Raw genomic sequence first — 14,262 nt, 5'->3', positions numbered from 1 at the left:
ATGCGGTTGTTGGCGGAGTTCGTACTCCCAGTTCTACAATGGCGTACGCACCCGCTTGTTAAAATGGGAAGGGGATCACACCGCCGGCGGGTTCAGGCGCGCAAAGCCTTGCTGGAGGTGATAGGGGAAGTACGGGTAGGCGGCGGTCTTCTGGCTGGCCTTGTCCAGCCGCGCTGTCTGGTCCAGGGTCAAGGACCAGCCCATGGCGCCGAGGTTCTGACGTAGCTGCTCTTCGTTGCGGGCGCCAATGATGGCGCTTGAGACCGTCGGGCGCTGCAGCAGCCAGTTGATGGCGATTTGTGGGATCGTCTTGCCGGTTTCACCGACCAGTTCGTCAAGCACATCGACGATGTCGTAGAGCTTTTCGTCATCGACCGGCGGACCGAACGAGGCCGTATCATGCAGGCGGCTTCCGTCCGGCCAGGGTTGGCCGCGTCTGATCTTGCCGGTGAGGCGCCCCCAGCCGAGCGGGCTCCAGACGAGCGCGCCGACGCCCTGATCGAGCCCAAGCGGCATCAACTCCCATTCGTAGTCCCGCCCAACCAGCGAATAATAGACCTGATGTGCGACATAGCGCGGATAGCCGCCTTTCTCTGCCGCTGCCAGCGATTTCATCAGTTGCCAGCCGGCGAAATTGGAAACGCCGACATACCGGATTTTTCCACCGCTGACCAAAGTGTCGAGTGTCGACAACACCTCTTCGATGGGCGTGAAGGCATCGAAGGCGTGCAGTTGCATCAGGTCTATGTAATCGGTACCCAACCGGCGCAGCGCATCGTCCACTCCCTTGATCAGGCGTGAACGCGAGGACCCGGCATCGTTCGGGCCGTCGCCCATGGGCAACGCCATTTTGGTGGAGATCAGAACGTCGCTGCGCCGTCCCCTGATCGCCGCGCCGAGCACTTCTTCGGAGGCGCCGTCCGAATAGACATCTGCCGTGTCGAAAAGATTGACGCCCGCCTCCATGCAGATGTCGATAAGCCGGCGTGCCTCGGTGTCGTTGCTGTTGCCCCACGCGCTGAAAAGCGGCCCTTTGCCACCGAACGTTCCGGCGCCGAAAGACAGCGCGGGAACCTTCAACCCGGACGATCCAAGCCGTCTGTATTCCATTGTTCGAACTCCTTTGTGCGAGCATGCCTGCGTTGGCAAATGGAAGGTGGTGTCTTGGGGATTTGATAGATAGACCATTTGCAGGAACATCATTTGTGAGCTGAAGTCACATGGCGCGACAACAGATCAATCGCTCCGGCGAAATGGCCGTCTTTGTCAGGGCTGTCGAACTCGGCGGCTTCTCAGCAGCTGCTCGCGAATGCGGCATGACGCCATCGGCGGTGAGCAAGCTGGTGCAGAGGCTCGAAGAGAGGCTTGGCGTTCGGCTGATCAACCGGTCGACGCGTCAATTGCAGTTGACGCCGGAGGGATGCGCATTTCACGAGCGCGCGGCCAGCATCCTCGCCGATATCGATGATGCGGAGAGGCAGGCAGCGGCCGGCGACACCCCTGCCGGCCGCGTTCGCCTCAACGCCAGCGCTTCCTTTGCTACGCATGTACTGATGCCGCTTCTACCGGACCTTCTGGGTTCGTTTCCGGAACTCGCCGTCGACATTATCCAGACCGACGCCGTCGTCGACCTGATGGCCGAGCGCGTCGATATCGCGATCCGCGCTGGTCCGCTGAAGTCGTCGACGCTGATCGCGCGCAAGCTCGGCAGTACGTCGATGACGATCGTCGGGGCGCCGTCCTATCTCGAATGCCAAGGCAAGCCGGAAAGCTTGGACGACCTCAGAACCCACAACCGCCTGAGCCTGAACTATGCCAGGGCTGTGGATGGATGGCCGGTGCTGGAAAATGGTTTGCCGGTCCAGCTGCCGCCAAGCGAAAGGGTGCGTGTGAGCGACGGGGAGGGGTTGCGCCGGCTGGCACTTGCAGGTGTCGGATTGGCGCGGATGGCGACGTTCACGGTCCGCGACGATATCGCTGCCGGGCGACTGGTGCCGATTGCCGAGCACCTCAACCCAGGAGATCGCGAGACCTTCCATGCGGTGTTTCAGGGCCAGGGCGGTACGCTTCCGTCCCGGGTGAGGGTGATGCTTGACTTCCTGGCGGCGCGGGCGCGACTTTCTGACTGAGGCGGATGCTCAACTGAGCCAACAAGAGATCAGTGGTTCTGATCCCTTTATGACCAAGACTATCCATAGGTACTCGATCTCGCCCGTCATGGGTGATGGCACGTTAATAGGCAGCTTGCGCTTTTCGTCCTTGGGCTGAACTACTTTCCGCAAAGAGGGCGTCACGAAGGGATAGTTACGATTTACGTTGAAACTGAAAGACGCGCAATCGAGTGGTCATAACGCATGTTTGCTTCGCTATCCTGCTTGACGGGCTCCGGCCGAACGAATCGGTCATCAGACCATCTGGCGCTCGGCAGGAGTCTTGGCCTGAGGGTTGTCGTCGAGGGCATCGAACGGAAGCACAGCGAGTCCGCCTGACCGCTAAAGCTCCCGATCAGTTGCAGGGGTACCTGTTCGGACGTCGTGAGATCATGGAACGAAAATCTCCGCTTCAGGGCAGCAGCCGAACGACACCCACGCCGAGCCCAGGGTTAACGCTTCGTTACCCATGATCCGCTAGTATGGAATTTCCGACGCGATCTCCTCCCTACAGCCATTAACGCGGTTACGGCGCCTGGTTGCAAGATCGAACCCTAAAACCGCTATCCGTTTGCCGGGCATTAGCGCATTGATCAAGGGATCATCGAGCTCAGGCATGGCAGAAATGGACAGATGCCGCGGGTCCGGTGCACAGATGAAACGCTCTGGACGAAAGATGGCCGAAAAAAACCGTTTGCTGTTCCATCAGGAATTTACTGATCGCGGGGGGTCCGCGCTGACCGCTCTTTGAAGCCGAAGCGATCCTGGATAGCTTCCTCACCTATATGGAAAGGCGAGCTAACGTCGCCCTCGGTAGCCAGAACAGCCATCTTAGTTCTCCCTTGTCGTAGCAAGACGAACGAGTTCGACTGAACTGGTTCGGGCTCGGAAAAATTCGCCGGAATCGCCCATCGACGAGGCGACATTCGCCGCTGCCTGATACGCCACAAGCTCAAAAACCATCTGCTCGACATCCAGATGGGTCCGCAATTCATCCTCTTCCTGAGCAGCACGGATCAAGTCAGCGAAACGGGAGCGGATTTCTTTTCGATGCTCGTTGATGCGATCGCGAATACGTCCAGGGCGCGCTCGATATTCGCTGCTGACTGCATTGATGAAGCAGCCGCCAGGCAAAGTGCGCGCCTCGACAAAGCCGAACCATCCATCGACGAGTGCCTTAAGTCTTGTAGCAGGCGTGGGTTCCTGCATCGCGGGATCCACCACGTTTTGCTGATACAGAGCGACCGCACTCTCAATCGTGGCGAGTTGCAACGCCTCCTTGTCGCCGAACAGCACCTGGATATTACCCTTTCCCACGCCGGCCTCTGTGGCCACCCGACCGATCGAGAGGCCCGCGAGCCCTTCCGTCGACGCGATTGCTGTCGAATGTTCAAGGACTTGAGCGCGCGCCCGCTCTCCTCGTTGGCGCCTGCGATCCAATTCCATCATCTCAACGCCTCCAATTTGGGTTGACTTCCAAATCCATTTATATATACGGTCGTATGTATATCAAAACGAGTTCAGCCGGTCAAGGGAACGAGCGCTCCGCAGCAGTTCTAACGCCACCGTGCCGTCGAAAGGAAACCAATGAACAGGTCAACACCGAGCAATGTGCAAACGTCACAACTCACCCGTCACTGGGTCACCGTCTCTATGTTGGCCTTTGGCGTATTCGTAGTTGGCACAGGCGAATTCGTATTGGCGGGCCTCTTGCCACTTCTTAGTCGATCCCTTGACATATCTGTCAGCACGGCAGGACAGGTGATAACCGTATTTGCACTTACATGTGCTTTAGCGGGCCCCGTTCTGACAACCTTTACCCGTGGATGGCAACGCCGGCAGGTACTTTTGATCGCCATATTGGTCTATCTGACCGGGAGTGTCTGGACCGCGCTGGCGCCACACTACTGGCACGTTATCGCGGGCCAAATCCTGGCTGCGCTCGGTGTTGGTCTATTCGTGCCGAACGCAACAGTAACCGCGGCGGCTCTGGTTCCCGAGGCGCATCGCGGGAAAGCTATCGCTATTGTAGTCAGTGGATTCACGGCCGCCGCTTCGCTCGGAGCTCCGTTCGGTACGGTGCTTGGCGGCCTCTTCGGATGGCGGACAACATTGTGGCTGGCGGCCGCTCTTGCGATCGTTGGGGCGCTCGGCGTGCTCGCTCTGGTCCCAAACAAGACTTTGACAGCGCAGTCAAGTGGCATCCGCCAGCAGACACGCCTGCTTCGCGAGCCTCACATTCTTACGGTTCTTAGTGTCACGCTCCTTGCCTTCACCGCCGTCTATATTCCCTATACCTACATTGGCGTGATCTTCGAACCAGCGACGGGTGAAAGCAGCCTTAATCTGGCAGGATTGATGCTGACGCTCGGTATCGTCGGCACACTGGGCAATCTTACCGCAGGTATCTTCGCAGACCGTATCGGGGGCCCGAAAGTTGTGGCGATTGCACTCGTTTGGCTGATAGCCAGTTTGTTGGCTATCCCCCATGCAATCGGAAACCTGTCGTCGGCTTACGTCGTGGTTGCGTTTTTTGCGATTGCTGCATTCGCAATCACCACACCACAGCAGCATATGCTGATCGCACTGAAACCGGAGTCAGGAGCCGTTCTGATCTCGTTGAACCAAGCGATCCTCTATCTGGCTATCGCACTATCAGGATTGGTTGGCGGTCTCGGTGTCGATTGGATCGGAGCGGATCGTGTCAGCTATATCGCGGCCACCCTGGCTGCCATTGCCCTCGTGTTATCGCAGCTTGCAAAAAGGATCATCCGCTAGTGAAAGGATACATTGGTATTCGAAAAGCTAAAATCCTCAAGGAAGAGCTTGGACTTCAAACTGGCTATGTCGGGTGGCGATGAGGACCTCCCATGTAAAGGTTCGCAGCGCCATCCCCGCCGATCAGAAACAGTTGAATACCGTGATGCGTAACGCGTCGCTAGCTGTTGAGACGGGCGAGGTGCTTCGACGACTTATGGAGGAGAGGGAGTTACTCAACGTTGATGCCAAGCTTATATCGTCCGGTCAAGTTGTGCTGGCAGAAGCCGATGGCGTGGTGGTGGGTTTTGCTTCCTTCGTCATCGCCGAGAGCGCCTATACTGAGCTCGACGGCATGTTCGTCGATCCAAGTTATTGGCGACGGGGCATCGGGAGGATGATTTTCGAGGCCGCCCAGCGTGAGCTAATCGCACGCCACGCCACCGGTATCCGGGTGGTGTCCAGTGCCAGTGCCGTGCATTTCTATAAGTCCGTCGGCTTTTCGATAGTCGGTGAGGAGAAGACACCGCTGGGGTCAACCGTGCCGGTCATGACAAAGGTCTTGTAATAGCCATTCGCTTTGGCAAGCCGAACGAATGTGACGGAGGCATCCTGCGGAAGCCTTCTCTCGATTGACAATAGCTTCCTCGCGGCGGAGACGATGCCTGAAAGAAAAATCGCGCAATCGCCGCTGTCCCGGTTAGCTTTTCCGACACCGGGGAGTTTCGGGCGTTGCTATGTTAACCAATTCGCACGAGATTTATCCCCGCTAACACTGGTGGATGTAGGGTTTGATTGTGGATCGCATCCTCACCGTTTCAGTAACAGGAGCTGAGTTGTCCTTCGTCGTTGCGCCAATCTCAGTAGAACACGCGGAAAGTTTCCATTCGTGCCTTGATGTCGTTGCACGGGAGAGGCGGTATCTCGCTCAGACTAAGGTATTACCTCTGGAGAAAGTGCAGGAGTTCGTTGAAGCAAGTGTCATCAACGATAGCATCCAGTTTGTTGCTTTGGACGGCGACCGCGTCGTTGGTTGGGCGGATATCTTCTCCGCTTGGCAGGACGCGATCTCCCATCGAGGAAGCCTCGGAATGGGTGTCCTGCCAATCTACAGAGGCCAGAAAGTAGGCGAAACTTTGTTACATTCTTGTATCGAGAAGGCAAAGGTGAAAGGCATTACTTGTATCGAACTCGAGACGCGCGAGGACAATCTGCCGGCTATTCGGCTTTACGAGAAATTCGATTTCCGTCTTGATTGCGTGAAAAGCCATGGAATGAGGTTCGACGGTGTGTACTTTGCGACTGTTCAGATGAGCCTTATACTTTGATATGTGTTTCGGCGTGGTGTTTGACCCAACCATCGGCGCCGAGGGTTGACCTCAGTCACATTGCCTAAACCACAAATTAATCAGTATGTTAATCTACCAAGACCGGGGTCATTCGTCCGCGCCGAAAGGGGTCAAACTTCAACGCTTAATCACAGCTTTCAGCCAGCCAAGCTGTAAGGCTGTCCGTAATTTGCCGGAAAAATCCTGAAACCTGCAGCAAATATGATTCAATACGACAGGAACCTATATCGTCCGCCTTAGTCGTCTTCGTCTCGAATCATCGAACGGCCGCAATGGGGGCGGAAGCGGTCATAGAGGTCGCCCGCGCTCTATGCGCGCTTCTATAGCAGCTATGTCACCACGCTTCCAGGACCGGACGGTCTGCAACCGTGCCCAGAGCGTTCATTCCGGAGCGGAACTTGTTTCTCGGATTAGGAAATTCAAAGCGAACATAAGTCACCTGAACGACCGGGTCGGGGGGCCGAGTCCGTGTTCAAGAGCTTAAAAGGGAGCTCAAAGAACACGGTTCTTGTACAGCGACGGTGGCCGTACTCTTTCGGAACGAAAAAACTTGACCGGCGCGGCGCCGGTCACACTGCTTCTTCCTCTTCACGTTCCCCGGGGTTGGCTCGCCGCCAGCGAGCAGTGGGAAGGTGTGGCTTAATACCAACGCCCACGGCCATAAAAGCCGCCGCCCAATACGGCGACGATAAGAACGATGATGAGAAGGGTGGTGATGTCCATGGCAGGCTCCTGTGAGTGCTCGCTACCGTCTCCGCCGCGTTACCGTAGGTGGCAGGCTGCGGACGGATTGCACCTCACTTCGAACGAACGTTCCATGAGCGGTCTTGTTCGGTAGGAAAATCGGCGTGGCTGCGATGCGTCCGCCGCATTGCCCCGTTTGCCGCAGCGCGGAAAAAGGCGCAGAGTCGATCGCAGGCAGCGGGCATCTACCGCTGCGCTTTCCAAGGCAGCGATGCCAGGAGGTCGAAATGATTTTGCGGGATATGACAAGAGCGGAATGCGAGGCCGCGCTGTCGGCGAACAGCATAGGCCATCTGGGATGTATCTCGGGCAGCCGGCCCTATGTCGTGCCGATCCGCTACGTCTACCAGAAACGCGTTTTCTACAGTTTTTCCCTGCCGGGAAAGAAGATCGACAGTCTTCGCTTCAATCCACATGTCTGCGTGCAGGTCGAGCAGCTGGCGACGCTGGAAGAGTGGAAGAGCGTGCTTCTGGAGGGCGTCTACCGGGAAATGCCTGACGACGAACAGGACAATAGCGAACACATGCGTGCCTGGCGGCTCCTGCAGGAGCGCGGCAACTGGTGGGAACCGGGCGCCTACAAGCCCGAAGGAGTTGCGTATCCGGACGCGCAAACGCGGCCCATCTTCTATCGCGTGGAGATCGACACATTGTCGGGGCGGCAGGCCACGATGGCCTGACGTCAGGGGCGACATTCCTGTGAGCGAGCCTGAAGGCCTCGCCGTCTCGATTTGACATCCGCGGCGCCTGCCCCAGGTTTCCGCTTGCATCGGTTCGGGGAGATGAAGTCGCCATGCGCAGTCATGCCCGGCGAATAGGCGCATCCGTAAGAAGGCTGCTCGGCGGCGAGACGCGTGGCCCTGCAAGCCCGGTTTCCTCGATGCGCAGCTTCTGGGGCCTGATGCGCGCCTATTGGCTTTCCGAAAGCTGGCGCGAGGCCTGGGGACTGACATCCGCCATCCTCGTGCTGACGGCATTGTCCGCCCAAGCCAGCGTCTGGTTCGCCGTCACCTCGGGCGAATTGATCAACCGGATCGCCTACTTCCACCATCCGACCACCCGCACCACCCCCACGGCCCTGCTGACGACAGCGGCAACGCTTGCCGCGATCGCCATCCTGAAGGACGTGTGTTTCACTGCAGTCCGCCATTTCTTTTCGACCACGCTCCACCGCAAGTGGCGCGAATGGCTCGACCGGCGCTTCAACGAAGCCCTGCTCGATACCAACCACACGCATTTCCATCTTCAGCAATTCGGATCCGACGCGACCGGATCGGCTACCCCCGCGCCCGACAATGTCGATCAACGCGTCCAGGAATCGATCAAAGGCATGACCGGGGGCGCAATCGGGCTCGCGATGGGCATTGCCGGCGTCGTGCTGTCCCTTGGCTTCGTCGGCAGAAAGCTCATCGAGATGTCGAGCCATGTCAGAGGGCTCGCGTTCCTGGGCAGCTATGGCAGCGCGTTCCTGGCCTTCGCGGCGGTCGCGATTTACGTGTCGCTCAACACCGTCGTCGCGGCGAAGCTCGGTGGGATCCTCCAGCGCCTGTCGGTGCGCATGCAATGGGCCGAGGGCAGCTACCGCGCCGAATTGAACACCCTGCTGCATCGCAGCTTCCATGTTGCCGTCCTCCATGGCGAAAGGGCCCAGAAGGTCGTCAATGCGCGCCGGTATCTCGACATCGACAAAACCTGGGCTAGCCTGAACCGGGTGACTGCCGGCTATTTGGGGTTCGAACTCGTCCACAATTTCATCGGCTCGCGAATCGTCGCCTATGCGCCGGGCCTGATTCCCTACATGGACAACAAGGTCAGCCTGCAGCACTACGTTACGGGTGCCGAGCTGGCCAATGCGCTCATCAACGAATGTTCGTGGTTCATTCACGTCATGCCCGACATTGCAACGCTGAGGGCGAATGCCCGCCGCATAACCGATCTCGCGGAGGCGATCGAAACCGTTCAGCGACCCGAGGTATTCTATTCGCAAACCGGCCTGTACGAATTCCAGTATACGAAGCAGGATTCCGCGCTCGGTCTCGCTCTTCGGCAGATCGAGCTTCTGCATGCGGGCGCCGATCTTCCTTTTCTGGCCGCCACAAATCTACGGTTCCTGCCGGGCGAGTGGACCTTGGTCGTTGGCGAGTCCGGGAGCGGCAAGACCTCGCTTCTCAAGGCGATCAACGGTCTATGGGCGCATGGTCGCGGCAAGATCGCGATGCCGAGGCATGTCAGGACCCTGTATGCCGCCCAGGACGTCAAGCTTCAGGCAGTGTCCTTGAAGGATCTCGTCTGCCTTCCGGACGCGGCCGGGGACTACCCCGATACGCGCGTCGCGGTGGCGTTGCACGAGGCGGGGCTCGGCGAACTCATCGACGAACTCCTGAAGGAAGGCCGCGACGGCCAAAGCTGGGACCTGCTTTTGTCCGGAGGCCAGAAGCAGAAGCTTGTTCTTGCCAGGATCCTCCTGCTCCGGCCCGGCCTGCTGTTTCTCGACGAGGCAACGAGCGCGCTCGATACCCAGGCCGTGTACGCGTTCCATCAGGCGATCAGGGACCATTGCCCGGAGGCGACGGTGATCGCCGTCATGCATGACGTTTCGCCCATACGATCCGCGAGCGGTGCCGATTTCTTCGACAGCGTGCTCTCCGTTGAGAACGGCGTGGCGGAAAAAACACCCATCGCGGCGTGGCGTCAGGCGGCGGAGGGGTGACGACGGCGGGGCCGGCTCGACTGGAATCGCCCGCTGCCGTTTTGACCGTTCCGATTGGATGACGCCGAAGGGAACCTCTTCCAGCCCTGATGGGTTTCTCCTCGTTAGATCGGGCGCTACTGGCATTCCGCCGGCACTCCCGAATTGGAGAATGTCATGAGAACGATGTTGATTGCGATCGGCCTGGTGTCTGCTCTGTGCGGGTCGGCGTTCGCAGCCGAGCCTGCCAAGATGGTCGACACCAAGATGGGCAAGGCTTTGGCCGACGAGAAGGGGATGATCCTCTACACTTTCGACAAGGATGCCAAAGACAAGTCAAACTGCGATGCGGACTGCCTGAAGAAATGGCCGGCATTCCACGCCGCCGCGAGCGCCAAGGCTGAAGGAGAATGGTCTTTGGTCAAGGCGGCGGACGGCATGGAGATGTGGGCCTATGAAGGCAAGCCGCTCTACACCTATGTCGAGGACAAGAAGGCCGGTGAAACCAACGGCGACGGCGTCGGGGGCGTTTGGCATCTGGCCAAGTAACCAATCCGCAATCCCTTGAACGGGCGATCTTCGGATCGCCCGCTGTCCAGCGAAAGAATGACGGAGCCGGCAAATTTCTCAGTCGAGGGTGCCGGCTTTGCTGTGCGGACATGCCTCCGGCACGCGCGGGGACCCCTATGGGCTCAACAGCATACGGGCCATCGCGTCTGCGATCGCATGATCTTCATAGGGTTTCGCGAAGAACCGGCTCCCCGTCGGCAGGTTGCTCTCTTCGATGATTGCATTGCCGGACGCGACGATCAATTTCACCGGCGGCCATCGATCACGGATGTAGTGGGCCAGTTTGATGCCGTCCATCGTTCCCGGCATCTGTACATCCGTGAACACCAGGTCGATGTCCGCTCTCGCTTCCAGGATGCGAATGGCCTCGTCGGCGTCGCTCGCCTCAAGGGCCTCGTAACCCGCAGATCGCACCAGATCGATGGCGCTCATCCGAATGAGAGCACTGTCTTCGACCACGAGGATGACCGCCTTGCCGTTGAACATCTGACCCTCATCAGGGCATCGTTTGAAGCGGACCCTGTCCGCTCCCTGATAGAGCGTTCCAGCGGGGGATAAGTTCCTGGATCGTTTCCGCTTTTCTTCGAATCGCGAAAACGCTCCCTCTCTTTGTTTTTTGCAATTCCGGGCGCGAAACCGCTGCGCACTTTTGCTGGAATAGCTCTAGGCGGCGGCCGGAAGTCTGGTTTGGCGATCGGCGTCTCCCCGATGCCTGATGGTTATGGCGGTCCCGGGGTTCGCATCGCTCACCTGGATTTCGCCGTTTAGGTTCCTGGCAAGCGCTTCGACGATGCCGGTCCCAAGGCCGGACTTGGGGGCAACGCTACCGGTCGGCATGCCGATGCCGTCGTCAGTGACAGAAAGCGTCCAGTCGCCGCCCGTTGAGCAATAGTCGACAAGGATCGTGCCGGTTTGCTGCCCCGGGAAGGCGTGCTTGAGCGCGTTGATCACCAATTCGGTCACGATCAGCCCAAGGCTGATGGAAATGTCGGCTTCCACCGCGCTGTCATCCACTGTCACCGATATCGAAAGCCGGTCGTCGTCGGCGATCATCGACGCGCCAAGGCTTTCGCAAAGCTGCGTGAAGTAGGTGCGAAGCTCGACGCTGCCGCCGCTGGACGTAGAAAGCTGCCGTTGCACGGCCGCGATCGACATGACCCGGTGATGGGCGTTGTGCAGATGGCCGCGCGCTTCCTCGGACTGAACCCGGCGTGCGCTCTGCATGAACGCTGGCGATGATCTGAAGGCTGTTGGCGACGCGGTGCTGGACCTCCTGCATCAGGATGGCCTTCTCCCGGATAAGATCGTCTTTCAGTTTCGCTTCGGCGCGCGCGTCCGTGACGTCGGTGATGGCCAGCAGGAGCCGGATATGCGCCGTGTCGCCATCGTCGAGGATCTGCGCATTGACGATCAACTGTCGCGTCCTGCGGTTTGGCCGCTGGAGATCGATTTCGTAGGCCTCGATCCGCGCGCTTCCGGAAGCGGTCGCCTGCAGGAGCGAGGCGAGGTTGGGCATTGCCCATTCGCCGTTTCCAAGCGAACCGAGCGGTCTGCCGGGAATAGTCGCGGGATCGATTTCGAACGTCCGGCAGAACGATGTGCTCGCTGCAATGACCCTCTGGTCTTTGGAGAGGAAAAGCAGCGGCTCGTTCGATGAAACCACCACGGCAAGCGTACTCGCCGCTTCGAAATGAACTATCGGTGCGTTCGACATGGAAATGGCCCTCAAGGGCCGAAAACTCGCAGGGTACGAGCCATCACTCGGCAGGAACGCCGCCGGACGCAAATCACACTGACGTTCTAAGACAACATATCATATCGAGCCTGAACAGGCATTACACTTCGTTGGCATGGTCGTTGATCGAGCGGAAGGTAGGGTTGCCGGTTCGCATCCCTCAAGAAAACAACGAGGCGTTCAGCGTCGTCAACAATTGAGGAACCCAGCGGCTTCGATATGGTTACCGCAGCATGTCTTTTTCAGGAATCTGATGACTCATTTAGATGGGGCAACCTATGGATGAGGCGGCGCCCAGCAAAAACTAATCGTTGACGTGGTAATCTCAATACCCTATAGATGCGTTATCGATCTTTTGCTTGCCGAGCTTTGTCTACCGCGCGATTGGCACCGCGCTCTATTCGAACCTTCTCTCTCAAAAATAGTCGTATCACCGTCCGCGAAGCATTGCTTCCGCGGGCCCTCATTCTATGCTTTGAAAGGGTTCGTCATGACCACTGGCACAGTAAAATGGTTTAACTCCACCAAGGGCTTCGGCTTCATCCAGCCTGACAATGGCGGCGCTGACGCGTTCGTTCACATCTCCGCTGTCGAGCGCGCCGGAATGCGCGAACTCGTCGAAGGCCAGAAGATCGGCTTCGAACTCGAGCGCGACAACAAGTCGGGCAAGATGTCGGCGACCAATCTGCAGTCGGCATAGTTGAGATTCGCTTCCCTTTGACCACGGATGTACTGGCACTGCCGGAAGCTGTTTCATCGAGGCCAGGCGTTTTGCCTGGCCTTTTTCGTTTCGGTTGCCAGCCGAACTCCATTGAGGTTCCATGACAGAAACACACAGTAAATCCCGCCAGCAGGCGGAGATCGCCTTTAGCAACGAGCAGACGCAGTTCTTTGCCAAAAACAACGCGGTAGAAGAGCTGGATTCGGTTACTCGGGTGCGGGATGCCAAGACCGTCAGGCTGCGAGAGGCGCGTCTTGCCAAGGAATTGGCCGACCGCATGTCCGCGACATCCAATCTCATTGCCAAACGCGCCAAGTCGTGCTGATCGCTACGCCACTCAAGATCGGGATAAGAATGAAGAACGCCAGAAACAACGAAGTCGCCGACCGCCGCTCCTCATCCGGTGAGGCCAAAGCCGCTCTGCTCAATGCTTACCGTGCGGCAAAGGCCGCGGCAGAACCTGCCAGGATCGCAAGGCAGGCGGAACGCACAGCCATTTCCAACGCTCGTGAAGAACGACGTGTTGAACGCGAGCGCGTGAAGCTTGAGGAGCAGACGCGTATCGAGATCGAGGCCGCGGAGCGGCAGGCAGCCGCTGAGGCCGCGGTAGCCGCTGAAACCGAAGCGCGGGAGCGCGCCGAAAAAGCCCGGATAACGAGGGTGGTCGAAGATGAAGCGCTGCGAAAGGCCGAACGCGACAGACGCTACGCCAACCGCAAGGCAAGGCAAGCCTAGCCTTTGCCTGAACCAACCTAATCCATGACGCCCTTATTAGGGCTCCACTTCAAAGAAAGGAGCCCCAATGGCACCGAATGCGACCGAGCTCCAGGCGATCAACACGGCGTGGCAAATCGCAATCCAGGAAATTCTGCGCATGGTCATTCGCGACATGTACCACGCTGGCGGCGAGGCAAATTTCAAGGCACATATCAAACGTATCGAAGAAGCCGCCGTCGACAGCATCTATACCGATCTCAGACTTCGAGAAAGCGATGAATGGACCGAAGTGCTTGTCAAGGAAAGGGCCAGCAACTTCGTGACGACCTTGCTGACATCCTTCACCTACGATCGAGCCTGACTGCCCATTTGCAACGAGAGTTGGCCGGGGTTGCACCGACAGTGGCCCTGATGCACATTTTCTGACGTGTAACCCCGCCGCCAATCGAACTCAGATGCTCCTCGGAGCCAAAAGCCACTCTGAGGCTGGTCTCCAAAGCCCCCGGGTCTGAAAGCAGTGTCCTTTCCTTGGTAGACTGGGGCGGGTTTAAACCCACGGACAATGCTTTTATCGAAGCCTTCAACGGCCGCTTCCGAGCGGAGTGCCTGAACCAGCATTGGTTCCTGACCCTTGCGGACGCCCGCGAAAAGATGGAGGATTGGCGCAGAGACTATAATGAGTTTCGACCCCATGGTGCGATCGGCAACAAGGTACCGATTTCGCTGATGAATCCGGGAAGCGCCGCCAGCCCGCTTCCCTGAGATAGGCCGGAAAACTCTACCCTCCGCTGGTCCAGAAACTTGGGGCGGTTCAAAACCGCCGAGGCTCT

At 58.4% G+C, this 14,262-nt stretch carries 14 protein-coding genes and 2 pseudogenes; 12 read left to right on the top strand and 4 right to left on the bottom strand.

Features of this window, described 5'->3' with window-relative positions:
* Positions 1 to 75: 75 nt before the first annotated feature.
* Positions 76 to 1,110, bottom strand: a complete 1,035-nt coding sequence (locus tag BSY16_RS21555) for an aldo/keto reductase (protein ID WP_069061944.1) — start codon at positions 1,108 to 1,110, stop codon at positions 76 to 78.
* 110 nt (positions 1,111 to 1,220) lie between these two features.
* On the opposite strand from BSY16_RS21555, the gene BSY16_RS21550 reads away from it, so the two are divergent.
* Complete coding sequence (locus BSY16_RS21550) at positions 1,221 to 2,129, top strand: LysR family transcriptional regulator (protein ID WP_069061943.1); 909 nt, start codon at positions 1,221 to 1,223, stop codon at positions 2,127 to 2,129.
* A gap of 852 nt (positions 2,130 to 2,981) precedes the next feature.
* Here the strand turns inward: BSY16_RS21550 and BSY16_RS21545 are convergent.
* Positions 2,982 to 3,599: a TetR/AcrR family transcriptional regulator gene (locus tag BSY16_RS21545; protein WP_069061942.1), complete on the bottom strand. Its 618-nt coding sequence runs from the start codon at positions 3,597 to 3,599 to the stop codon at positions 2,982 to 2,984.
* A 204-nt stretch (positions 3,600 to 3,803) separates the two neighbouring features.
* On the opposite strand from BSY16_RS21545, the gene BSY16_RS21540 reads away from it, so the two are divergent.
* From BSY16_RS21540 to BSY16_RS21515, 6 genes are all read left to right on the top strand, one after another.
* Positions 3,804 to 4,928 (top strand): MFS transporter, encoded by a 1,125-nt coding sequence (locus BSY16_RS21540; protein ID WP_069061941.1) that lies wholly within the window; start codon positions 3,804 to 3,806, stop codon positions 4,926 to 4,928.
* A 79-nt stretch (positions 4,929 to 5,007) separates the two neighbouring features.
* Entirely contained in the window at positions 5,008 to 5,475 is a 468-nt protein-coding gene (locus tag BSY16_RS21535; protein WP_069061940.1) for a GNAT family N-acetyltransferase, read from the top strand.
* A gap of 229 nt (positions 5,476 to 5,704) precedes the next feature.
* A complete protein-coding gene (locus tag BSY16_RS21530) occupies positions 5,705 to 6,235 on the top strand; it encodes a GNAT family N-acetyltransferase (protein ID WP_171902469.1) in 531 nt (176 codons plus the stop codon).
* Between the two features lie 878 nt (positions 6,236 to 7,113).
* A complete protein-coding gene (locus tag BSY16_RS21525; protein WP_083243052.1) occupies positions 7,114 to 7,680 on the top strand; it encodes a pyridoxamine 5'-phosphate oxidase family protein in 567 nt (188 codons plus the stop codon).
* Between the two features lie 200 nt (positions 7,681 to 7,880).
* Positions 7,881 to 9,710 (top strand): ABC transporter ATP-binding protein/permease, encoded by a 1,830-nt coding sequence (locus BSY16_RS21520; RefSeq protein WP_069061939.1) that lies wholly within the window; start codon positions 7,881 to 7,883, stop codon positions 9,708 to 9,710.
* 156 nt (positions 9,711 to 9,866) lie between these two features.
* Positions 9,867 to 10,238: a COG4315 family predicted lipoprotein gene (locus BSY16_RS21515; protein ID WP_069061938.1), complete on the top strand. Its 372-nt coding sequence runs from the start codon at positions 9,867 to 9,869 to the stop codon at positions 10,236 to 10,238.
* 135 nt (positions 10,239 to 10,373) lie between these two features.
* Here the strand turns inward: BSY16_RS21515 and BSY16_RS21510 are convergent, their stop codons facing one another.
* The gene (locus BSY16_RS21510; RefSeq protein ID WP_069061937.1) at positions 10,374 to 10,745 is read right to left on the bottom strand and encodes a response regulator; all 372 of its coding nucleotides are present in this window, start codon (positions 10,743 to 10,745) and stop codon (positions 10,374 to 10,376) included.
* Between the two features lie 177 nt (positions 10,746 to 10,922).
* Positions 10,923 to 11,973 (bottom strand): annotated as a pseudogene (locus BSY16_RS21505) (sensor histidine kinase).
* A 511-nt stretch (positions 11,974 to 12,484) separates the two neighbouring features.
* Between BSY16_RS21505 and BSY16_RS21500 the strand changes: the two are divergent.
* From BSY16_RS21500 to BSY16_RS21480, 5 genes and pseudogenes are all read left to right on the top strand, one after another.
* Positions 12,485 to 12,694, top strand: coding sequence for a cold-shock protein (locus tag BSY16_RS21500; RefSeq protein ID WP_034806062.1), 210 nt, complete (start codon positions 12,485 to 12,487; stop codon positions 12,692 to 12,694).
* Positions 12,695 to 12,815: 121 nt separating this feature from the next.
* Positions 12,816 to 13,040 (top strand): hypothetical protein, encoded by a 225-nt coding sequence (locus BSY16_RS21495; protein ID WP_069061936.1) that lies wholly within the window; start codon positions 12,816 to 12,818, stop codon positions 13,038 to 13,040.
* A gap of 29 nt (positions 13,041 to 13,069) precedes the next feature.
* Positions 13,070 to 13,450, top strand: a complete 381-nt coding sequence (locus tag BSY16_RS21490) for a DUF6481 family protein (protein WP_069061935.1) — start codon at positions 13,070 to 13,072, stop codon at positions 13,448 to 13,450.
* A 67-nt stretch (positions 13,451 to 13,517) separates the two neighbouring features.
* Positions 13,518 to 13,793 carry a hypothetical protein gene (locus BSY16_RS21485; protein WP_069061934.1) on the top strand — a complete coding sequence of 92 codons (276 nt, stop codon included), beginning with the start codon at positions 13,518 to 13,520 and terminating at the stop codon, positions 13,791 to 13,793.
* A gap of 188 nt (positions 13,794 to 13,981) precedes the next feature.
* Positions 13,982 to 14,194 (top strand): annotated as a pseudogene (locus BSY16_RS21480) (integrase core domain-containing protein); the annotation flags it as partial.
* Positions 14,195 to 14,262 lie beyond the last annotated feature (68 nt).

Source organism: Sinorhizobium sp. RAC02, assembly GCF_001713395.1.
Taxonomy (GTDB): domain Bacteria; phylum Pseudomonadota; class Alphaproteobacteria; order Rhizobiales; family Rhizobiaceae; genus Shinella.
The sequence above is the reverse complement of the archived record's forward strand: the minus strand, read 5'-3'. Positions and strand labels throughout refer to the sequence as shown.

What these genes read in the sequence shown, in the direction of transcription:
- BSY16_RS21485 (WP_069061934.1), top strand. Translation starts at nt 13,518, where the DNA reads ATGGCACCGAATGCGACCGAGCTCCAGGCGATCAACACGGCGTGGCAA.
- BSY16_RS21525 (WP_083243052.1), top strand. Translation starts at nt 7,114, where the DNA reads ATGCGTCCGCCGCATTGCCCCGTTTGCCGCAGCGCGGAAAAAGGCGCA.
- BSY16_RS21555 (WP_069061944.1), bottom strand. Translation starts at nt 1,110, where the DNA reads ATGGAATACAGACGGCTTGGATCGTCCGGGTTGAAGGTTCCCGCGCTG.
- BSY16_RS21550 (WP_069061943.1), top strand. Translation starts at nt 1,221, where the DNA reads ATGGCGCGACAACAGATCAATCGCTCCGGCGAAATGGCCGTCTTTGTC.
- BSY16_RS21545 (WP_069061942.1), bottom strand. Translation starts at nt 3,599, where the DNA reads ATGATGGAATTGGATCGCAGGCGCCAACGAGGAGAGCGGGCGCGCGCT.
- BSY16_RS21495 (WP_069061936.1), top strand. Translation starts at nt 12,816, where the DNA reads ATGACAGAAACACACAGTAAATCCCGCCAGCAGGCGGAGATCGCCTTT.
- BSY16_RS21490 (WP_069061935.1), top strand. Translation starts at nt 13,070, where the DNA reads ATGAAGAACGCCAGAAACAACGAAGTCGCCGACCGCCGCTCCTCATCC.
- BSY16_RS21500 (WP_034806062.1), top strand. Translation starts at nt 12,485, where the DNA reads ATGACCACTGGCACAGTAAAATGGTTTAACTCCACCAAGGGCTTCGGC.
- BSY16_RS21520 (WP_069061939.1), top strand. Translation starts at nt 7,881, where the DNA reads ATGCGCAGCTTCTGGGGCCTGATGCGCGCCTATTGGCTTTCCGAAAGC.
- BSY16_RS21540 (WP_069061941.1), top strand. Translation starts at nt 3,804, where the DNA reads ATGTTGGCCTTTGGCGTATTCGTAGTTGGCACAGGCGAATTCGTATTG.
- BSY16_RS21510 (WP_069061937.1), bottom strand. Translation starts at nt 10,745, where the DNA reads ATGTTCAACGGCAAGGCGGTCATCCTCGTGGTCGAAGACAGTGCTCTC.
- BSY16_RS21515 (WP_069061938.1), top strand. Translation starts at nt 9,867, where the DNA reads ATGAGAACGATGTTGATTGCGATCGGCCTGGTGTCTGCTCTGTGCGGG.
- BSY16_RS21535 (WP_069061940.1), top strand. Translation starts at nt 5,008, where the DNA reads ATGAGGACCTCCCATGTAAAGGTTCGCAGCGCCATCCCCGCCGATCAG.